Below are 21,571 nucleotides of genomic sequence, written 5' to 3' on the forward strand. Positions count from 1 at the left end.
CTCGTTCCGGCGGGATGGGTCGTTCGCGGCGTTTAAAATATTCAACGAATTCTAACGTTGCCTTTTGGAGCCAAAATGAAAAACATGTTTGAGGGGAAAACCGTTTTGGTCACGGGGGGGACGGGATCTTTCGGGAAGATGTTTACGTCGATTTTCCTGAAGCGGTTTCGCCCCGAGAAACTGATTATCTTCAGTCGGGACGAGTACAAACAATCTGAAATGGCAAAAACGTTTCCCATCGAGAAGTTTCCCGTGAGGTATTTCATCGGAGACGTCCGGGATCACGACCGGTTATTCCGCGCGTTCGATGGGGTGGATTATGTCGTGCATGCGGCGGCGCTTAAGCAAGTGCCGGCTCTTGAATACAATCCCACCGAGGCGGTGAAGACCAACGTCACCGGGGCGGACAACATCGTCGAAGCGGCCGTGGATCGAGGGGTAAAAAAGGTGATCGCTCTCTCCACCGACAAGGCCGTCAACCCCATCAATCTTTACGGGGCGACGAAACTTGTGGCGGAAAAGATTTTCGTCGCCGCCAACGCATACACCGGGAATAAGACCAAATTCTCGGTGGTGCGTTACGGGAACGTCGTCGGTTCCCGGGGAAGCGTTATTCCCTTGTTTGCCGATCTTAAGAAACGGGGCGTGAAGGAGTTCCCCATCACCGATGAGAAAATGACTCGATTTTGGATCGGTTTGGGGGCAGGGGTTGACCTCGTTTTGCGTGCGCTCGAAGAGGCCGAAGGCGGCGAACTTTTTGTGCCCCGCATCCCCTCCATGAGGATAACCGACTTGGCGCGGGCTGTGGATCCGGAGTGCACGTTTAAGAAGTTGGGCATACGTCCAGGGGAAAAACTGCATGAAACCCTCATTTCCGAAGACGAGGCGCGAAGCACAAAACAAGTCGGTGATTTCTACGTCGTTTTGCCGCAGTTCATGATCAGCGCCGCCCTCGATTCAAAATATGATCCGTTCGAATTCGTGAAAAATGTTTTTTCCTACCGGAGCGATACCAACGATCGGTGGCTCGATATCGCGTCTTTAACCGCGATGATTTCGCAGAATGAATAGGGCCCTCTTTCCTTGATCCCTTACGGAAAGCAATCGGTCACCCGTGCGGATGTGCAGGCGGTGGCCTCCGCCCTTCGTTCGGACTGGCTGACCCAGGGTCCTCGGGTGGGCGATTTTGAAAAAGCGTTGTGCCGCTACACCGGAGCGCGCCACGCCGTGGCGGTTTCAAGCGGCACCGCCGCGTTGCATCTCGCGATGCTTTCTCTGGGGGTCGGTCCCGGGGAAACCATCCTCACTTCCCCCATCACTTTTGCGGCGAGCGCCAACTGCGCGTGTTATGTCGGGGCGCGACCGCATTTTATCGATATTGACCCTAAAACCTACCAGATGAGCGCGGAACGCCTGGAGGAGTATCTCCGGGTTGAATCTCGCAGGAGAAAAGTGCGAGTCATTATCCCTGTGCATTTTATGGGGACGGTTCCGGACGTCCGGGCGTATTCCCAAATCGGCGCGCGCTACGGCATTCCCGTTGTGGAAGATGCGGCACACGCTCTGGGGGCGGCCTATGAGCACAAAGGAGCCCAGGTTCGCGTTGGTTCTGGCTTTCATGCCGATGTGAGTATTTTAAGTTTCCATCCCATAAAACATATTACAACCGGTGAAGGCGGGGCCCTGCTCACCAACAATAAGCGCATCTACGAACGGGCGCGTCGTATGAGGCATCATGGGATTACAAAGGACCCTTCTCGGCCGCGATGGTTTTACGATATCCCTGAGCTGGGTTACAACTATCGCCTAACGGATTTCCAGTGTGCGTTGGGGTTGTCTCAGTTGTCCCGCATTGAACAATTCCGCAAAGCGCGGTACGCGCTTGTTCAGAAATATAATTCGGCGTTCAAAAGGATTCCGGAAATAATTCTCCCATTTGAAAGACCAGGGACAACCCCCTCTTATCATTTGTACGTCATTCAGGTCCCGCCCAAAAAGCGCCAGGCGTTGTACGACCATCTTTTTGGAAAGGGAATTGGAACGCAGGTCAACTATATCCCCGTTCACCTGTTTTCGTTTTACAAAAGACAATTCGGATATCGTCTTGGAGATTATCCGAACGCCGAGAGGTACTACCAGCGATGTTTAAGTCTGCCTTTGTTTCCTGGATTATCCTCTTCGGAACAGGAATATATCATCAAACAGGTCCAAGGATTTTTTCGATGACGCGATGTTGAACGCCGACAGGATCTGCCTCGGTACGGTCCAATTGGGTCTACCTTACGGGATCGCCAACCGGGGAGGACAACCCGACCTCCCCGCCGCTTTCTCGATCCTTGACGCCGCGCATCAAAGCGGGATCTCCCTGCTGGACACCAGCCGCGCCTACGGAACCAGCGAGGAGGTCATTGGGTCCTTCGCCGAAAAGATGGGGAGGTCTTTCCAGGTCATTTCGAAATTGCCGCCCCATCCGAATTGTTCTCGTCTGAGCGTCTCGGGGTTTCTGAAGGAATCGTTAACCCGGTTGCGGGCCCCCTTTCTTCAAGGATACCTCATTCACGATTTCAAAACGTATCGCGACCACCCGGAAGTTTGGGATTTCCTGTTGGGACTGAAAAACGACCATCTGGTTAAACAAGTCGGTTTTTCCGTCTATTTCCCCAGAGAGGTTGAACTCTTTCTGGCGCAGGGGATTTGCCCGGATATTGTCCAAATTCCGTTCAGTGTTTTGGATACCCGATTTGCGCCGCTCCTTTCGGAGTTGAAACAAAGGTCCGTGGAAGTTCACGCCCGATCGGTCTTTTTGCAGGGCGCTGTATTCCTCCCGGAGGAGAAGCTGACGGGGGCTCTCCAAAAGGCGGCGGCCTCGATTCGAAGACTCCGTGAACTGTCTTCACAGACGGGGGTCCCGGTGCTCGATCTTTGCCTGCGGTTCGTGGTGGCGCACGAAACCATTGATCGGATCGTCCTGGGGGTCGATTCGGCGGCTCATTTGCGGACCAACGTCGCGGCGCTCGGAAACCCTTTTGAAGATTCCGCTCTATCGGCAGAATTACGACAACTGGCTGTGAATGAGGAGAAGGTCGTGGTTCCCTCCCTCTGGACCTGATACAATTCGTCCCGTGAATACGGTCGCGATCGTCCAAGCCAGGATGTGTTCCACCCGTTTGCCGGGAAAAGTCTTATTGTCCTTGGGAGGAAAAAAGGTCTTGGAGCACGTGGTGGGAAGAATCCGCCGTGCCCGATTGGTCCGCGACGTGGTCGTCGCCACCACGATCCAGGAGGAGGATTTGGAGATCGTCAGGTTTTGCGCCGAAAACAAGATCCGCGTTTATGTGGGTTCGGAACAGGACGTTCTCGATCGTTACTATCAGGCGGCCCGGTTGTTCCACGTCGACCACGTGGTGAGAATCACGGCGGATTGTCCTGTTATCGACCCCCGCATTATCAATCGGGTGATCGCCCGCCATTTGGCCAGCCGCTCCGACCTGACCGCCAACATACTTCGAGAAACCTTTCCCGACGGCCAGGATGTCGAGGTGTTCACTTTTTCGGCCTTATCGCGAGCATGGAAGGAGGCCAAGTTGGCCTCTCAGCGGGAGCACGTGACTCCCTACCTGAAGGACCATCCGACCCTCTTCAAGCTGACCAATGTCGCGTGCAGGGAAAACCTCGGAAAAATGAGATGGACTCTTGATAACAAGGAAGACTTTTTATTCTTGAAACATATTTTCAACGCTCTTTACGACAAAAAGAAAATATTCGGAATGGAGGATATACTCCGTTACTTGAGAACACATCCCGAAGTGGAAAAGATCAACGGACTCCTTGAGCGAAACGAGGGTTATAAGAAATCCCTCCGGCAAGACCGTCCGGTGGGAACGGAATGGCGATAACGAAAAAGGATGATGGGGCCCTATGAACAAAACCCAATCGTTGTATAAGAAGGCCAAGGAATTAATTCCGGGGGGAACCCAGCTGTTTTCAAAACGGCCGGAACTCTACTCTCCCGGTTTATGGCCGGCCTATTTTTCCAAGGCGCGCGGTTGTCTCGTTTGGGATCTTGATGGAAAATGCTACGTCGACATGGCGTCCATGGGAATCGGATCCTGTCTTCTGGGTTATGCAGATCCGGACGTAAATGCGGCCGTTTCCAGGGTGGTGCGCGCCGGGAACATGAGCACGCTGAACGCCCCGGAAGATGTGGAATTGGCCAAACTCTTGGTATCTTTGCACCCGTGGGCGGACATGGCGCGATTTGGGCGCGGCGGCGGCGAAGCCATGTCGATGGCCGTGCGGATTGCCCGCGCGAGGACGGGGCGCGACCGAGTATTGTTCTGCGGTTACCACGGATGGCATGATTGGTATTTGGCCGCCAATGTGGCTGATAAAAAATCTCTGGACGGACATCTCCTTCCCGGCTTGAACCCCGCGGGTGTCCCTCGCGCTCTTCGGGGAACGGCCGTTCCGTTCACCTACAATGACACCGTTGGTTTTAGGAAACTCATCAAAGATGGAAAACGAAAAATCGGCGCGGTTATTCTTGAATCCATTCGCGGAGTGAAACCCGAAGGCGGTTTCCTGGCCGCCGTTCAAGAGGAGACTCGCGCCATCGGCGCTGTGTTAATTGTGGATGAAATAACCGCCGGTTTTCGGCTGACCGTCGGCGGAGCGCACTTACTCTTTAAGCTTAAACCCGATTTAGCGGTGTTCGCCAAGGGGATGAGCAACGGGTACCCCATGTCCGCCGTGATCGGGGTCGCGGACGTTATGCAGGCCGCCCAGGATTCCTTTGTGAGCAGTACCTATTGGACGGAAAGAATAGGGCCGAGCGCGGCCATCGCGACCATAAACAAGATCAAACACCTCCACATCCCGGGAAGGCTCTGCCGGATCGGCAGGGAAGTGCAGGCCGGATGGAAGACCGCGGCTCACCGGCACGGGGTGGATATCTCCGTGGCCGGAATGGATTCGCTTTGCCACTTCAGCTTTAACCGGGGGGATCCTTTACTGCTGAAGACGCTTTTCACGCAATTCATGCTGGAAGAGGGATTCCTCGCATCGAACGCGTTCTATGCGAGTTTTGCGCATAAGGAAAAACATATCGGGAACTATTTGGCCTCCGCCGATAAAGCCTTTTTCAAAATAGGGAAAGCCTTGCGAAGCGGCACGGAACGCTCCCTGCTACGCGGTCCGATTTGCACGAGCGGTTTCAAACGGTTGACGTGAGTTTGCCCGTGTCTATTGAAATTCCGGGCATCGCGTGGCAAGCGGGATAGCTGTTTTCCTTTAAAGGGGTTCCTATTGGCCGACCTCAATAAGCAACAATTTTGGGATGAAAAGATTATCGGTTGGAAAAGCGACAAATACGCCCTTCCGCGGGATGGTTCCGTCGTCTGGTGGATGTCAATCAATCCCTCAAGAACAGGCACCTCCTCGCGCAAAATGTCCTCCGCCAGGTGGTGAAGGGAAAGTCGGTATTGGAAATCGGCTGTGGGACGGCCCGATTGCTTCCTTCGATCATGAATGACGGCGCGACGAAATAGGTGGGCGTGGATAATTCAGATGTGGCGTTGAAAAGGACGGCGGGACGTCTCTTGGGAAAATACCCGAAGGCGAGGTCGGACGGTAACGGCTAACGCCGTTGAGATCAAGCCTATCCCCGCTTTCAATCGATATAAATGAAGGGGTTAAACTGACGCTTTTGAAGAGGACCATTGTGTTAGGTCACGAGTTCGGCAGCGCGCAGCGCTGCTGAACGGGAGATATAGCTCGCGGCGGCGCGGACATTGAAGGGTTCATACTGGAGGCCGGGAAGAAATGTTAATGGGAGACTTCCCTTCTTCTGACGGATGGAAAATGAAATCCTAAGGCGGAACAAAAGGGAAACCAATGAAAAACGAAAACGCAAATCCGGCGATCGTCGTTTATCTCGCTGAACTGGCCCATGATGGTTTTGGTTTGAGTCTTCGTACCTTCCCTCTGGGCCTCGGCGTCGTCGGGTCCTATGTGAAAGAAAAATTCTCCAACAGGGTGGACCTCCATCTTTTTAGAACCTATGGGGATCTGATGGCGGCCGTCAAAGAAAAAACGCCGGATATTGTGGGTTTCGGCTATTTCTCCTGGAATGATTATCTGACCTTGGTGGCGGCGAGAGCCATACGAGAATCCTGTCCCCGCGCGCTCATCGTTTTCGGCGGGGCGAATATCAGCCCCTTTGGCCAAGAAAAAACGAGCGGTTTCCCTTTCGCGGGGAAAACGGGAGGCGCTATTCCGATGGCCCCGGCCCCCCAGAACGAGGCCCTCCATTCGTTCACCTGGCCGGTCTATAACGACTATCAACTCCTGGCGGCTTATCCGAACATCGACGTGCTTATTCATGGCGACGGCGAGATCCCGATGGCGGATTTAGTGGCGAAGTTTATCGAAACCGGGGATAAGGAGGCGGTGAAGAGCGCCGGGGTTCCGGGGTGCAGTTCAAGGGTGGGCGACGCCATCGTTTGCGGGCCCGCCCCGGAAATATTGTTTGACTTGGACCGAATTCCGTCCCCCTATTCGTCCGGCCTGTTCAAAGGGTTCATGGACAAATACAACCTCCTTCCGCAGATCGAAACGACGAGAGGCTGTCCTTACAAATGCACGTTCTGCACGGTCGGATTGAATGAGGGAAAGATGCGCAAGCACTCCCTGGAGTATTCAAAAGACGAAATCCGCTACCTCATGAACCATTATCCGAACACCGTTTTGCGAATCGCCGACCCCAACTGGGGCATCGCCGAAAAAGACGTGGAACTGGCCGAATTCATCCACGAATTGCGAAAGACCACGGGGTATCCCTCCAGCCTGAGGGTGTATTACTCCGCGGGGGGGCCTTTCAAAAATATCAAGACCATGGCGCTTTTGATGAAAGACCTTTTACCCTTGAATATGAGCTTTCAATCGTTGAACGTGGAAACCCTGAAGAACATCAAACGGGGAAACATGCCCCTGAGCAAGGTCCAGGAAATGGTGGCCTACGCGCGCTCGAACGGCATCGCCTCCTCCACGGAGCTCATCTCGGGGCTTCCGAAAGAGTCCCTTTCGTCGTTCAAGAACTCTTTCCTGATGGCCGTCACGCTTCGCCTGGACAGTGTATATGTGGGCGCGCTCTACCTGATCAAAGGTTCCGAGTTGTATACCGGGGAGGCTCGAGCCCAGTACAAGTTCCGGACCAAGTTCGCGCTCATCGAAAAAGACGTGACACGGATCGACGACCGATGGGTCTTTGAGATGGACGAGCTTGTGGTGGAGCATTCGGAAATGACGGAAGCCGATTTCTACGAACTATACCGGTTTAAGATCTGGGGGATGGTGGGTTACGGTTCGGCCTACCTTAAGGAAATCATCATGCATGGCTTCAATTACGACGTGACGATTATCGAGATCTACGACGAACTGGTCGGAAACCCAGAGCGATACCCTTTCCACCGAACGATCCTCTCTGAATACGTGGAGAGTATTAAGCCGCTGTTTTTTGACACGCCCCAAGCCCTTGAAGAAAAACTGGTGCAACATATCGAAAAACACGGAAACGTGGATCGGTTCTATTGGAACCGATACACCCAATTGACGATGGCGAAAGTTCTGGGGCGGGAAAGCAAGGTCGTTTTCGTCAACGAGGTCGCCGCCGCCGCCAAAAAGGTCTTTGACAGAAAGGTTCAAGGCGAAGCTCCTGCCGATCGAAAGAGTGATTTTTATTCGATTTTGGATGTTTTGTCCGGCCTCCAACCGGATTGTATCATCAGCCCGCTAGAGACTAATGAACGCGTGGTGAATGTGGAATTGCCGTTTGATGTAAAGGTTTGGGCCGACGAGAATTATGAGTTTCCGCTCTCCCGTTATCGATTGCCAAAACCGAGAAGGTTCGGCCTGGTGATACGCAATATTCAGGAACATATCAACTTCATGAGAGATACGAAATCCTTTGATTCTACGGCCGACAAATATGAATACTATTACAACGTTATGGTTTCTTCCAATATGCGGCGGTCCATCGCTTATGCTGAGGAGCACGGGTTGATCAACACGGAAGTCCCCGGGGTGGTTCATCCGATGGAAAATAATTAGGGGTCGACCCGTTGATGACCCATGTATTCATCGTCAATGATTTAAAGGGGGTCCGAAAGATCGTTGAACAAAAAGCGGGCGGACCTTTCTCGTATTTTGTTTTCAGGGAACATGCCCATGGTCCAGAATCCAACGAGCTCAAAAAGGCCGGGGGAATTGAGATCAAGGCCGGAAAACTCTTTTCGGAGGTTAACGCGCATTTTCGGGACGATTTCGTTTCTTGGATGGGGGCGCTCAATAACGCCGGTCATTCCCCGTTCTGGGACGGATTGGACCTGGCCGGGAAAAGCGCCCTTTCCACGCGGGTCTGCGAACGCGTTTTTTATACGGACTGTTTGACCCGCCTTTTGAAATACGACGGCGAGGATTTGGTGATCGTCTTTGATGATGCCGCTGTCCTCCGGCAAATAAAACGCAACTTTAAAAACAGGATCATCCGTGATTTCAGCGTCGGGAAACCGCTCGGACTAAGAATTCTCACGGATTTTCTTCCGGGAAAGGTCCTCCATCGATTCGTAGTTTCCGTTTTCCGAAAAACAACCGCTGGGCCAACCCCTTTTCCAACGGGCCTCCAGCGCCTGGTCGTTGTTAAGACAGTCCTCAGTGAGGGATCCTTTGACGTCGCGGGCGCTTATCGGGATCTCTACTTCGGGGATCTTCTCCCTTACCTGCAAGAGAGGCAAAAGAATTTATTGGTCGTTGGCATCGTTCTAAACGCTTATCGACAAACGGTGGAATACCTGCGGCGAAGCGGGACCCTCCAGGTGTATTCCATCGAGCAGTTGCTGAGCGTGTTCGAATTGGTCGGGATTTTTATTCGCGCGGTGTGGATGTTTTATTCTCGCCTTTTTACGATCTCCGGGTTCCCCGTTTCCGAGGAATGAGTCTGCAACGGATTGTGCAGGATTCGGTGATGGAGGAATTGAGGGCGAGCCTGAATATGGTCAAAATGATGAATTCGCTTACGACAAAGAAAATCGTCGAACAAAACGATGTGGAGCGGTTCATTCTGCCCTATGAAAACCGCGGTTGGGAACGAGCGGATATGATGGTTCTTCGCGCCCTCAGCAGGCAGACCCGCGTCATTGGATATCAGCACGCCGCCATCACCGGGAAGCACACCGAATATTGTCTTTCGGCGGCGGAAGCCCTTCCCCTCCCAGACGTCCTTGTTTCCATGGGAGAGGTAACCGCCCATATGCTCACCCATCGCGGGGGGTACCCCGAAGGGATCGTGAAAAGCGGGTGTGCCCTCCGACAGAAAGGCGGCGAAGTCAAAATCTTACCGCCCCGGCGACAGCCGGCCCATGTATTGGTGTTGCTTTCCACCAGTCCGGATTACTACGCACGGACTCTCTTTGCATTGAATAAGATCTTCAAGGCTCCCGGTGGTTATTCAATTCGTCTGCGCGCGCACCCGCTCATCCCGTTAAAAAACGATCTCCGCAAAACAATCGTCTTCCCTTATGGGGAGGATCATTCCTTGGAAGACGACGCGATCGACTGGGCGGACGTGGTTCTTTACAGTTCATCGACCACATTGGTTCTGAATTGTGTGCAACGCGGAAAACCTGTATTCTATGTTCCAGTCGATGATTATTTGGATTCGACCCCCTTTACGAGTCGGCGGACATTAAATGGGTGGTTCGCACCGCTGATGCGTTTCATCAGGCCATGGCGGAATTGGGTAGCATGGACCCAGCCCGATGGCAAGCGCGGGTGACCCAGGCTCAGGCATACGTCGGGCGTTATTTCGGACCCGTTTCTAAATCAGCGATGAACATATTCCTTGAATAGGATGTCCCGGTGAACTTTGGTTTCGTCGTGCCCACAAAAAATAGGCCCCAGGAAATGGGGAGGCTCCTCGCGAGCTTGGAGCGACAGTCGGTTTTGCCGGCGGCCATCGTCATCGTGGATGGGGGCTCCTACTCCCTTCAGGCCCTCCTCGAGCAACACACGACCATTCCCATTAAATACATCCGCGAAAAAACCTCCATCACCGAAGCGCGAAACAGAGGGATTGCCGAACTGGATCCCGCGATCGAGCACATTGGATTCCTCGATGACGATCTCGTGTTTGAACCGAGAGCGTTGGAAGCGTTGATGCGGTTTTGGTCCACGGCGGATGCGTTGGTGGGCGGAGCGGGCTTCAATATCGTTAACCACCCCGTCCGGAGAACCGGCAACATTCTCAAATGGCCCTTTTTCCTTGATTGCAAATCGGAGGGGAAAATATTGCGGTCAGGGTATAACACCACCTACTGCCCGGTGGAAACAACACAAAAGGTCAGTTGGTTGTACGGCGGAGCCACTATGTGGAAAAGGGAAGTTCTTTCGACTTTTAGGTTTGATGAGTGGTACGAAGGCTACGGCCTTATGGAAGACATCGATTTTAGTTACAGCGTTTCAAAAAAATATGACCTTTACGTTGTCTCGGGAGCGGCCGTTCTTCATCTGCACGCTCCGGGTGATCGCGTTGCGGATTTCACGTTTGGGCAAATGCAGATCATCAACCGATATAATTTCGTCAGGAAACATCCGGAATTGTCTTTCCCTCTTTTTTGGTGGGCCAGTTTTGGACAGGCATTGGAAAATTTTGCCCGTTGGATCGTTTTCAAAAAGAGGTCGTTCATTTCGAAATGTTTTGGAAATGTGGCCGGGATGGTCCGGTTGCTTTTCAATTCACAGACAAAGATCCGGCTTAACGAGAGATCTCAAAAACGATGAAAGCGCTGAACTCCTCCGCCCATGGCGTCGCTGGGCGCCGTCCTCGTTAAGGGACCGATGCCCCCACCCAAGCCCCCTTTGTTTGGGGAATCCATCACGATGGCGGTGGTCATCCCGGCCTATAACGCGGAGGACTTTATTGCCCGTTGTTTGGAGAGCGTTTACTCTCAATCCCGGCCTCCTGACGAAATCATTGTGGTGGACGACGGGTCCACCGATCATACGCCCGATTTGCTTGAAAAGGGGGGAGGTCGAGTAAAAGTCCTTCGCACCCGAAACAACGGATTGGCGGCCGCGCGAAATGCGGGGTTTTCTCTAACCCAATGCCGATACGTGGCGTTCCTTGACGCCGATGACTATTGGCCGTCTCATAAGTTGGAAGTTTACAATGATTACGCCCGCCGTTATCCCCGGGTGGGTTTGTTTTACAGCGATTATTATTGTTTTAGGTCAGAGAAAGTGTATCGCCGCGTTCGCGCGGGGGCTCCAGGCTCAAACCCCTTCTTCCAAATGTTAAAATACAATTGCGTGGCTTCCTCCGCCGCCATGGTCGACAGGGATGTCTGGCAACGTGTGGGGGGGCTCCGAGGAGGCTTCTCTCATCCCGCCGGGGTGGTGGATTGGGATTTCTTTCTGAAAGCCGCGCAAGTGACGCCCTTTCAGTATATTCCCGAGCCCCTTATGTTCTACCGGGTGCACGAAAAAAGCGCGATGCAGACGAGGCAGGAAGCCATGTGGAAAGATTCCGTCCGCGTGGTCCTTTGGCATTCAAAAAACAATTCTGTTCCGCTCCAAGTGAAAAAGGAGGCCCTCGCGGCCCTCTTTTATCAAAGCGGTCTGCGGTGGTTGACGGCTGGATTTCCGAAAAAGGCCCGCGATCATTTTTTTCGCAGTCTGAGGTTTTCTTTTGGATCTTCCCCGAGCGCCGTTCTTTTTTTGGTTTCCCTGGGTGGGGCGAGAGTCATTTCTTCATTGTTGGCCCTCCGTCGTTACCTGTCTCGACTGTTCACTCTGGTTTCAAAATCCAACGATGGGTCACGGGGATGGAGTTGAAGCCTTCCCCGCCTCCTTTGGCGGTTCGAGCGGATGCTGGGCCCGCCATGGGGACTGGGCATATGATGCGTTGTATCGCGCTGGGGCAGGCTTGGCGCGCTTTGGGAGGCCGGGTCGTTTTTCTAACGGCGAACAGCCTTCCCTCTCTTTTGTCTCGAATACCTGGAGGGATTTCGTCATTCCCCTTTTGACGGTTCGAGCCGGCGGCCGGTCGGACGCTGTCAAAACGGCGGACGCGGCGCGGAGGTTCGGGGCTCGCTGGGTCGTGGTCGATGGATATCATTTCGGGCCCGGCTATCGAGAGATTTTGCAAAAAAGCGGATTTCGCGTTTTGTGGGTTGACGATCTCGGCAGTTCCGAGAATTGTTTTTCAGACATTGTTGTGAATCAAAACCTTCACGCCAAGCCGAACCTTTATCCTCGCCGTGAGGCCCGCCCCCGGTTGATGTTAGGGTCCCGCTACGCGTTGTTGCGAAACGAGTTCTCCGCTTTCCAGCGGCGATCCGCTCGGCATTCAACAGTGAAACGAATATTGGTTTCGGGCGGGGGAACCGATCCTAAAAACATAACGAGAACCGTTCTGAAGGCCTTGGCGAATGTTCCGGCTCCTCGGTTTGAGATCGACGTCCTTCTTGGCGGAGGGTATCGTAAGGCGTGGTCCCTCGCCGGATGGGCACGCCGGGCGGGTGTTCATCGGGTTCACGTTCACAAAAACCCAAGAAATATCGCTTTTCTGATGTCTCGTGCCGACCTGGGAATCCTGGCGGCCGGATCCACTTGTTTGGAAATCGCTCGATTGGGGCTTCCGGCTATTCTCGTGGCCCAATCTGACAACCAAACCAACATCGCCCATTCAATGCATCAAGAGGGTGCCGCCTGGAGCCTGGGGTCCATCGCTTCCTTGTCGGTAGGGGAAATCCGGGATCGAGTCGAATGGTTGGCGCGATCGCCATCGGTTCGTAAACGAATGTCTCTAAGAGGAAAACGGCTCGTTGATGGAAAAGGGGCCAAGCGCGTGGTGGCCATGATGCAGGACATGGCTTCGCCAAGGGTTCCCTTTGTTCTTCGACGCGTCCGTCCCTCCGACTGTCGAAGGTTGTGGAATTGGGCGAACGACCCGGCCGCCCGCGCGGCAAGTTTTTCTGAAACCCGTATTCCATGGGGGCCCCACCAGGCCTGGTTTAAGGAACGACTTAATAATTCCCATTGTGTTATTTTCGTTGCCGTTCTTCGACAGGGGAAATCCATTGGAAGTGCGCGTTTTGAACGCCGAAAGATCGGTTGGGTGATTTCCGTTTTTGTCGAGAGGACCTATCGTGGGCAAGGGCTTGGATCCAGTCTCATCCGAACGGCGGCATGCGCGTTCATGAGGGACACCGGAGAAAAGGTTGTGAACGCTTATGTGAAGCCCACCAACGGCGCTTCTCTCCAAGCTTTCCTTCGAGCGGGGTTTCGTCAAAGGGCGAAAACGCGCATTTCAAACACTCCGGCCTATTGGTGTGTGTTAACCACGGAAGATTGTCAATGAACGAACCCACAGCGATCCGCGATCGGAACGTTGGAGACGGGAACCCGGTCTACATCGTGGCGGAGATGTCGGCGAATCACGGGGGGGACTATTCCAGGGCTGTGAGAATACTGCAGGAGGCCAAGACCGCCGGGGCTGACGCGGTCAAACTTCAGACCTACACGGCCGATACCCTCACGATAAAATCCGAGCAGGACTGTTTTCGAATCGGCCATGGTTCTTTGTGGGAAGGAAAGCGGCTTTACGACCTCTATCAGGAGGCGTACACCCCTTGGGAGTGGCATCCGAAGCTGAAGGAAGTGGCCCGACGCTTGGGTTTGGATCTTTTCTCCTCGCCCTTTGACGCCACCGCCGTGGAATTTTTGGAAACAATGGATGTTCCTTGTTATAAGATTTCGTCATTCGAGATCATCGATATCCCGTTGATCCGGCGCGTGGCGCGAACCGGAAAGCCCATGATCCTGTCAACGGGAATGGCCACCCGGGAGGAAATTGACGAAGCGGTGCGCGAAGCCCGCACCCACGGAGCCCGTGGGATCGTTCTTCTTAGTGTCAGCGCCTATCCGGCGCCGGCAGAGGAAATGAATCTTCGCGCCATTCCGCGCCTCTCCCATGATTTCGGCTTTCCGGTGGGATTATCGGACCATACGCTTGGATCGGCCGCCCCCGTGGCCGCCGTTGCGTTGGGGGCCTGTCTCATGAAAAACACTTTACGCTTTCCCGTTCGTTTGCCGGTCCGGATAGTTCGTTTTCAATGGAACCCACGGAGTTCAAGGCCATGGTGGAAGCTGTTCGTGGAACGGAGAAAGCTCTCGGAAAATCTGATTACGTTTTGGGGGAGAAAGAGAAGGCGAGTCGCGCTCTCCGGCGCTCTCTGTTTGTGGTCCAAGAGATGGCGTCGGGCGACGTTTTCACCGAGACCAACGTCCGTTCCATTCGGCCGGCGAACGGGTTGCCTCCCCGTCATTACGCGGAGGTGTTGGGCCGCCGCTCGACGCGTGGGATACAACGCGGGACGCCGTTGACGTGGGACCTTGTGGAAAAAATAGGGGATGGAATGATCAAAGATACGGGGAAATCCAGGAGCGAAAAATGACCTTGTTTGTGACGGGAGCGGGAGGATTTATCGGGAGCCATGTCGTTGAGTCTCTCCTCGATCGGGGCCATCGGGTCCGGGCCTTGGTCCACTATAATGGGGCGGGGCGAAGAGGTTTTTTGGACGAGCTCGATTCGAGGGGACGGGGAAGGCTCGACATTGTCGTCGGGGATGTTCGAGACAGTTCTCAAATGAACGCCTTGGTCCAGGGGTGCGACAAGGTGATTCATTTGGCGGCGTTAATCGCGATCCCTTACTCTTACCAGGCGGCGGAGTCTTATGTGGAGACCAACGTCCGGGGGACCTTGAATATTTTAGAAGCGTGTCGGCGAAATAAAGTGCGCCGCGTGATCGTAACGTCCACCAGTGAGGTCTACGGGACGGCCCAGCGGATTCCCATGACGGAACTTCATCCTCTTCAGGCCCAATCGCCTTACGCGGCGACCAAGATGGGGGCGGACCAATTGGCTTTGTCGTATCACCGAAGCCACGGGCTTCCCGTTGTGGTTTTGCGGCCGTTTAATACGTACGGCCCGCGCCAGTCCGCTCGGGCGGTTTTGCCCACGATCCTGACTCAAATCCTTTCGGAGCGGAAAACCATCTCCCTGGGGAACCTCGCCCCTCGGAGGGACCTGACCTTTGTGACCGACACCGCCCGCGCGTTCGTTGCGGCGTTGGATCGGAAGGGATTGGAGGGAGAAGTGATTCATTTCGGCCAAGGGTCTGCGGTCAGCGTCAAGGAATTGGCGGAGCGGTGTTTTTCTGTCTTGAAGAGGAAGGCGCGGGTGACGACGGCCGGGGGGCGCGTGCGTCCGAGGCAAAGCGAGGTGGATCTCCTTGTATGCGACGCCGCGAAAGCGCGGGAGAAATTGGGGTGGGAGCCTCGCACGTCTTTAGACGAAGGCATTCGGCGAACGGCGGCCTATATTGAAAAGCATCTAGCGGCCTATCGCCCCGACGAGTACGCGCGATGAGTCCCCTGTCACCCGAAAAAAACCGGGGGCTTCGCGCCGTCATTTTGGCCGGCGGCCGCGGACGCGCTTGCATCCTTTTTACCATCAACTTTCCAAAACCTCTGATGCCTGTTGGGGATCGGCCCATTCTGGAGGTGTTGATGGAGCGATTGGCGGCCCATGGGATCACGGACATCACGATCTCCGTCGGTCACTTGGCCGAACTGATTAAAGCTTACTTCGACCAAAGGCCCTTCTGGAAAGAAAAAATAACTTTATCGTTCGTACAGGAGGAAAAACCTTTGGGGACGGCAGGGGCCCTGTCGTTGGTTCCCGACCTCAACCAAACCTTTATCGTCATGAACGGGGATCTTCTTACCGATTTGGACTTCAGCGCGCTGGTGAAATTCCATCGGGAGAGTTCCGCTTCTTTGACCATCGCCGCCCATCGGCGTGAAGTGAAGATTGATTTGGGGGTTTTGGAGGTGGACGGGGAGCGCCGGGTTCGCGGGTATAAAGAAAAACCCGTCTCCTCCCTGGAAGTCAGCATGGGGATCTACGTCTATGAACCCCGCGTTCTCCGATGGATCCCCCGGGGAGAGCGGTTGGACCTTCCGGATCTGGTTTTAAAATTGATCGCCGCCGGGGAGCCCGTCTGTGCGTTCCCCAGCCAATGTCAATGGTTGGACATCGGCCGGCCGGACGATTATCGACAGGCGCAGGATTTAGTTTTGGGAGTAAAAGAAGCGTCGGTCTCGACGTTCTAACCCATCGTGCGACTCTTGATCACGGGCAGTCGAGGGTATTTGGGATCTCGCCTTCTGGATTATCTTCGGGCGCAGGATCCTCGCGCCTCGATCCTGGGAGTTTCCCGCCATTCCAGGCGCCAAGGGGAGTTGGCTTGCCAATTTGACAACGCCCTTTCTGTTAGGAAAACCCTTGTTTCCAACCGGCCGGATATTGTTTTCCATTGCGTTGGAACAACCCTGCCGGGGCCGTGGGAAGCGCTCGTTCGAGCGCACCTTCTTTCGACCATAAACGTGTTGGAGGCGGTGCGCGCCTTCCCGGGGAAGAAGCCCCGGGTGGTGATCATCGGGTCCGCCGCGGAATACGGAGCTGGGAAGCCGGGGGCGCGTTTTTCCGAGAAGGACACTCCCCGCCCGGAAACACCCTACGGTCTTTCCAAATACCTCCAAACCTCGTTGGCCATGGCCTATGCCAGGCTCGGGGTTCCGGTCGTAGCGGCGCGGTTGTTCAATTTGTTGGTGCCGGACGCTCCTCCTGCCTTTGCGGTTTCCCGCGTCATCGGTTTGCTTCGAGGGATTCCTCGGGGAGCTTCTTGTCATTTAAAAGTCGGGCCGATGAACGCGATCCGGGATTTCCTTCCCCTGGAAGAGGTGTTCCGGGCCCTGTATCTTTTGGGGAGGGATGGAAAGCCGGGTGAAATTTATAACGTGTGTTCGGGTCAAGGGACCCGCATGGGAGATCTTTTTGATGCCCTGGCTGACGCGGCGGGGGTTCGCGTTGATTGGGGGATGGAGGGAAAAGGGTCCCAACGGTTCCACGCTTCCATCTCTGTCGGCAATGGGGCCAAGATCCGCCGCCACACCGGTTGGTTTCCGAAATCAAGCTTCTCAACTGCCGTGAAAACGTTGGTCCGCCCAATGGGAAAGAATAGGTGACGGCCCCTCTGGTAAAAAAATGCGGCTCGGAATCTTTTATCCTTGGGCCCTCGAGTGAGTGGGGAAATGATGATCTGGGACCGACCCACCGCGTTCTCTTTGGGTTCGGGGGGTCGGTTTCCGAGGACCTATTCGATCGCAGAGCGATCTTACGGAGACCGTTTTCGGAATCTGCGTGATGGGAAAAAAAATCCGAGTCCTCCATGTTACGGTGGGATTGAACATCGGCGGAACGGAAAAACTTCTTTCGAGATTGGCGGCCGCAATAAATCCCGAACGCTTTGATGTCTCGGTCCTCTGTCTGAAATCCTGGGGGATCGAAGCCGAATATTTGCGGCAACACGGCCTTCGTGTGTTTGCTCTGGAGGGGAGGGGGTGGTGGGATGTTCGTCTGGGATTCAGGCTCTTCAGATTTTTTCGTCATCACTCGTTCGAGGTCGTCCACTCTCATTTAGCCATCGCGAATGTGGTCGCGGCGATTTTTAAAAGCAAGGGTCGGTTGGTTTGGCATATCCATGAGATGGGCGAGGGAACCTCTTGGCTTTTTCGAAAGGCGGAAAGGTGTCTGGGGGCGCGGGCGGATGTGGTTTTGGCCGTCTCAAAAGCGGTGGCACGGGCCTTCTCTTCTCGGACGGGTAGGGAGGATTCGAGAGTGCGGGTCTTCCCAAACGCGATTCCGTCCGAGAAAAAAGGGAACCCACTCAAAGAAAAACTTCCCGTCCCTTGGCCCGAACCCCGCCAGGTCATTGGTTTTGTTGGGCGGCTGGACGACGAGATCAAGGGGATTCGTGTTCTTCTTCAGGCGGCGAAGCGGGTCGTTCAAAAAGCACCCACGGCGAGGTTTTTAATTGTGGGGGATGGCCCCGATCGCCAGGTGCTGGAAAAAACTTCGGAAACATTAGGGTTGAAAGATTTTGTTTCCTTTACGGGTGAAATTCCAAACGCGGCCGGCCATTTCTCTGAGTTCGATCTCTTCGTTCTCCCCTCCCGGTTTGAAGGTTTCGGAATCGGTTTGCTAGAGGCCATGTGGGCCGGGTGCCCCGTGGTGGCCACAAGAACCGGAGGCATCCCGGAAGTCATCCTAGACGGCGAGACGGGTTTGTTGGTTCCCCCGGAAGACCCCAAGGCTCTTGCCGACGCCCTTCTTCTATTGCTGACGGATCCGGAAAAGCGGAGCGCCATGGGGCGGAAGGCTTCTTCCCACATTGAAACCCATTTCCGGTGGGAAAAGTTTGTCGAAGATACAGAATCAATTTACGAGAATTCGTTTGTTCCATAAGAATGTATTCGGAGATGGCTTCGACGAGGAAACCGGTTACAAAACCTTTTTCTCTTTCCGGATGGTTTCCCGCGGGTCCGGTTGTTTGGCCGAGGGTTTTGGACGGGTTGGCCCTCTGAATGGGAATTGCAAAGGAGGCCGGCCGTGTGCGGGATAGTGGGTCTTTATAGTCGAGAACAGGGCACCGCCTGTTTCCTTACTTGGGAAAATGGCGGATGCTTTGGCTCACCGGGGACCGGATGGGGGCGGCGCTTGGGTTTCGCCCGACGGTCGGGTGGGGTTGGCCATGCGGCGGTTGGCGATCATTGATGTGGCGGGGGGGCGACAGCCGATCTTCAATGAAGATGGGACGGTGGGGATTGTTTTTAACGGGGAGATTTATAATTTCGAGGTTTTGCGGAAAGAGTTGGAGGCCAAGGGGCACCGGTTTAAAACCCATTCGGACACGGAAACCATTGTCCATCTGTATGAGGAAGAAGGCGTGGAGTGCGTTCGGCGGCTTCGGGGGATGTTCGCTTTTTCCTTGTGGGACGAGAAACGCCAGCGGTTGTTTTTAGCTCGGGACCGGTTCGGGAAAAAGCCGCTCTTCTACATGGAACGGGGCGGCCGGCTGGCGTGGGCGTCTGAACTTCAGGCGCTTAAAAAGTTCCCGGACTTTGATCCGGAAATGCACCCCGAGGCGCTGGATCTGTTTTTAAGTTTTCAGTATATCCCCAGCCCGTTCACCATCTACAAAAATGTTCGGAAACTTCCCCCGGCCCACCGTTTGATCGTGGAGAAAGGCGCGGTGCGGGTGGAACGGTATTGGGACCTTCCGGTTAACCAACCGCCCTTATCGATCGGGTTGGAAGAGGCCAAGTTCGAGATCCGCCGACGATTGACCGAGGCGGTCAAAATGCGACTGATCTCCGAGGTTCCTTTGGGCGCGTTTCTTTCGGGCGGTATCGATTCCTCCGTCATCGTGGGGCTCATGAGCGAATTGTCGGACCAGCCCGTTAAAACCTTTTCCATTGGGTTCGACCATGAGGAATTTTCCGAACTCCCCTTCGCCAAGGAGGTGGCCCGGCGGTTCGGGACCGACCACACGGAGTTCGTGGTCAAGCCCGAGATGGCGGAAGTGCTTCCCCTTCTGGCCCGCCATTACGGCGAGCCTTTCGCGGACCCCTCCGCCCTGCCGACCTATTACGTGGCGCGGGAGACCCGGCGGCACGTCACCGTGGCCTTGAACGGCGACGGGGGGGACGAGAACTTCGCGGGATACCTTCGGCACGTGGCGGCCCTGGGGGCCCACAGGGCGCGGGCCGTTCCCGGAGCGGTTTGGAAAGCGGGGGCCAAAACGCTTTCCCTACTCGGAGATCGCGGGGGTTCCAAGGGGTGGGTGTGGCGGGTTCGGCGCTTGATGGAGAGCGTGGGGGAATCGGACCCCGCGGCGCGCCATCTCGGGTTTTCTTGTTTTTTCCCGGACCCGCTCAAACGCGCGCTCTATACGGAAGCCTTCGCTTCCCGGGTTGCCGAGGGACGGGCGTTGCGCTATATTCGACAAGCCTTCGACCGGGCGCCCAGCGCCGATGTCATCAACCGGACGCTCTACACGGATTTTTCGACCTATTTGCCGGAATGTTTGATGACGAAAGTCGACATCGCCTCCATGGCGGTTTCTTTGGAGGGACGGTCGCCGCTCCTGGACCACGATTTCGCGGAGTTCGTGTTCCGACTGCCCGGCCGGTGGAAATTAAAGGGATGGTCCCAGACCAAATGGATTTTCAAAGAAACCTTCAAGGATCTCCTTCCCCCGTCGATCTTGAAGCGGAAAAAAATGGGGTTTGGGATTCCTTTGGGACCCTGGTTTCGGGGGCCGCTCCGTCCGATGTTTCAGGAGACCGTGCTTTCTCCCGAGGCGCTCCAGCGGGGCTATTTCCGGCCCGAGGTTCTTCAGGGATTATGGGACGAGCACCAATCGGGCCGACGGGACCACGGGTATCGCCTGTGGGCTCTCCTCATGCTGGAAATGTGGCAACGCCATGGGTGAACCTTTGACCCTGGCGGCGGAGGCGTGGGATCGGACGACGGCCACGGCCGTTAAGCACCATGTGTTTCAAACCGCGGGTTGGTCCGAGGTTAAAGCCCCGTCGGGCTGGCGGGCGCACCGTCTTTGTGTGGAACGGGACGGCGTTTTCCGGGTGGGGCTCCAGGTTTTGGAGCGGGATTTTCCAAAAATTCGGTACCGTTTTTTTTACGCGCCCCGGGGCCCGGTTCTCTCGGAGGGATGGACGGCGGAGGATTTGGCGGAACTGTTCCGTCGAGTGGAAAAGCTGGCGCGGGAACGTAAAGCGGTTTTTCTTAAGATCGATCCCGATGTCTCAAAAACGATGGACTGGATTTCGGGGCCTCTTTTGCAAAACGGGTTTCGGCGGGCGCCGGAGACGGGCGGGTTTTCGGGGGTTCAGCCTCGGCTGGTGTTTCGCTTGGATATTTCGAAGAGCGAAGAGGATCTTCTGAAGGGGATGGATCAGAAGACCCGCTACAACATTCGTTTGGCGGAAAAGAAGGGCGTGACCATCCGCCCGGTCGCTTCCCGCGAAGAGATTGAAACCTTCTACCGCATCCTCGTCGATACGGCCCGCCGGGACGGATTTTTGATTCGGCCGGCGGGGTATTTTTTGGACATTCAAAAGCGGTTGGGCGCGCAGGGGAAGGCTCAATTTTTCCTGGCCGAGCGCGAGGGGAAACCGATTTCCGGGGCCCTGGCGCTCACCCATGGGAAAACAACCTGGTATGCTTACGGCGCCAGCGCCAACACCGACCGTCAATACATGCCCAACCATCTGATGCAATGGACCATGATCCGCTGGGCGAAATCCAACGCCTGCACGCTCTACGATTTCCGCGCCGTGCCGAGCAACCCGAAACCGGAGGATCCGCTGTACGGGTTGTATCGGTTCAAGAAAGGCTTTGGGGCGGAACTGACGGAGTTTGTGGGGGAATACGACCGCGTGTATGTCCCTTGGCTCTATTTCCTGTGGGTTCATGGGTGGCCGATCTTTAAGAAAATCCGGCGGGCGATCCTCCTTCGTCCGTCCCGTTCGACTCGTCCCGAGGCCGACTGATGTCGTCAATGGACCACGCTCTGCGCTGGGTGGAGGTGAA

At 55.1% G+C, this 21,571-nt stretch carries 18 protein-coding genes and 1 pseudogene; all 19 read left to right on the top strand.

The features are described from left to right. Window positions 1–84: 84 nt before the first annotated feature. The 19 genes and pseudogenes from pseB (at window position 85) to IPP35_08820 (ending at window position 21,531) form a co-directional block, all read left to right on the top strand. Window positions 85–1,071, top strand: a complete 987-nt coding sequence (pseB, locus tag IPP35_08730; GenBank protein MBL0059175.1) for a UDP-N-acetylglucosamine 4,6-dehydratase (inverting) — start codon at window positions 85–87, stop codon at window positions 1,069–1,071. 12 nt (window positions 1,072–1,083) lie between these two features. Further along, entirely contained in the window at window positions 1,084–2,226 is a 1,143-nt protein-coding gene (pseC, locus tag IPP35_08735; GenBank protein MBL0059176.1) for a UDP-4-amino-4,6-dideoxy-N-acetyl-beta-L-altrosamine transaminase, read from the top strand. 4 nt (window positions 2,227–2,230) lie between these two features. Next, window positions 2,231–3,109: an aldo/keto reductase gene (locus IPP35_08740; protein ID MBL0059177.1), complete on the top strand. Its 879-nt coding sequence runs from the start codon at window positions 2,231–2,233 to the stop codon at window positions 3,107–3,109. Between the two features lie 58 nt (window positions 3,110–3,167). After that, a complete protein-coding gene (locus tag IPP35_08745) occupies window positions 3,168–3,896 on the top strand; it encodes a glycosyltransferase family protein (protein ID MBL0059178.1) in 729 nt (242 codons plus the stop codon). A 22-nt stretch (window positions 3,897–3,918) separates the two neighbouring features. Then, window positions 3,919–5,229 carry an aminotransferase class III-fold pyridoxal phosphate-dependent enzyme gene (locus tag IPP35_08750; protein ID MBL0059179.1) on the top strand — a complete coding sequence of 437 codons (1,311 nt, stop codon included), beginning with the start codon at window positions 3,919–3,921 and terminating at the stop codon, window positions 5,227–5,229. A gap of 122 nt (window positions 5,230–5,351) precedes the next feature. Further along, window positions 5,352–5,546 (top strand): hypothetical protein, encoded by a 195-nt coding sequence (locus IPP35_08755; GenBank protein MBL0059180.1) that lies wholly within the window; start codon window positions 5,352–5,354, stop codon window positions 5,544–5,546. A 346-nt stretch (window positions 5,547–5,892) separates the two neighbouring features. Next, window positions 5,893–8,106 carry a radical SAM protein gene (locus IPP35_08760; GenBank protein ID MBL0059181.1) on the top strand — a complete coding sequence of 738 codons (2,214 nt, stop codon included), beginning with the start codon at window positions 5,893–5,895 and terminating at the stop codon, window positions 8,104–8,106. Window positions 8,107–8,120: 14 nt separating this feature from the next. Continuing rightward, window positions 8,121–8,990, top strand: coding sequence for a hypothetical protein (locus tag IPP35_08765; GenBank protein ID MBL0059182.1), 870 nt, complete (start codon window positions 8,121–8,123; stop codon window positions 8,988–8,990). 65 nt (window positions 8,991–9,055) lie between these two features. Next, complete coding sequence (locus IPP35_08770; GenBank protein MBL0059183.1) at window positions 9,056–9,829, top strand: hypothetical protein; 774 nt, start codon at window positions 9,056–9,058, stop codon at window positions 9,827–9,829. An 83-nt stretch (window positions 9,830–9,912) separates the two neighbouring features. After that, window positions 9,913–10,833, top strand: coding sequence for a glycosyltransferase family 2 protein (locus IPP35_08775; GenBank protein MBL0059184.1), 921 nt, complete (start codon window positions 9,913–9,915; stop codon window positions 10,831–10,833). Between the two features lie 99 nt (window positions 10,834–10,932). Continuing rightward, window positions 10,933–11,886, top strand: a complete 954-nt coding sequence (locus tag IPP35_08780; protein ID MBL0059185.1) for a glycosyltransferase family 2 protein — start codon at window positions 10,933–10,935, stop codon at window positions 11,884–11,886. 187 nt (window positions 11,887–12,073) lie between these two features. Then, on the top strand, window positions 12,074–13,414 hold the full coding sequence (locus IPP35_08785; protein MBL0059186.1) for a UDP-2,4-diacetamido-2,4,6-trideoxy-beta-L-altropyranose hydrolase: 1,341 nt from the start codon (window positions 12,074–12,076) through the stop codon (window positions 13,412–13,414). Then, window positions 13,411–14,510, top strand: a pseudogene (pseI, locus tag IPP35_08790) (pseudaminic acid synthase). Before IPP35_08785 ends, pseI begins: the two are co-directional and overlap by 4 nt. Further along, the gene (locus IPP35_08795; protein MBL0059187.1) at window positions 14,507–15,484 is read left to right on the top strand and encodes an SDR family NAD(P)-dependent oxidoreductase; all 978 of its coding nucleotides are present in this window, start codon (window positions 14,507–14,509) and stop codon (window positions 15,482–15,484) included. The pseudogene pseI and the gene IPP35_08795 overlap by 4 nt, the downstream one beginning before the upstream one ends. Then, window positions 15,481–16,230 carry an NTP transferase domain-containing protein gene (locus IPP35_08800; protein MBL0059188.1) on the top strand — a complete coding sequence of 250 codons (750 nt, stop codon included), beginning with the start codon at window positions 15,481–15,483 and terminating at the stop codon, window positions 16,228–16,230. The genes IPP35_08795 and IPP35_08800 overlap by 4 nt, the downstream gene beginning before the upstream one ends. Before the next feature lie 6 nt (window positions 16,231–16,236). Beyond that, entirely contained in the window at window positions 16,237–17,145 is a 909-nt protein-coding gene (locus tag IPP35_08805; GenBank protein MBL0059189.1) for an NAD(P)-dependent oxidoreductase, read from the top strand. Window positions 17,146–17,323: 178 nt separating this feature from the next. Further along, window positions 17,324–18,424, top strand: a complete 1,101-nt coding sequence (locus IPP35_08810; GenBank protein ID MBL0059190.1) for a glycosyltransferase — start codon at window positions 17,324–17,326, stop codon at window positions 18,422–18,424. 208 nt (window positions 18,425–18,632) lie between these two features. Next, a complete protein-coding gene (gene asnB, locus IPP35_08815) occupies window positions 18,633–20,453 on the top strand; it encodes an asparagine synthase (glutamine-hydrolyzing) (protein MBL0059191.1) in 1,821 nt (606 codons plus the stop codon). Beyond that, window positions 20,446–21,531, top strand: coding sequence for a peptidoglycan bridge formation glycyltransferase FemA/FemB family protein (locus tag IPP35_08820; GenBank protein MBL0059192.1), 1,086 nt, complete (start codon window positions 20,446–20,448; stop codon window positions 21,529–21,531). The genes asnB and IPP35_08820 overlap by 8 nt, the downstream gene beginning before the upstream one ends. Window positions 21,532–21,571 lie beyond the last annotated feature (40 nt).

It is taken from the genome of Elusimicrobiota bacterium, assembly GCA_016721625.1.
Lineage (GTDB): Bacteria > Elusimicrobiota > Elusimicrobia > FEN-1173 > FEN-1173 > JADKHR01.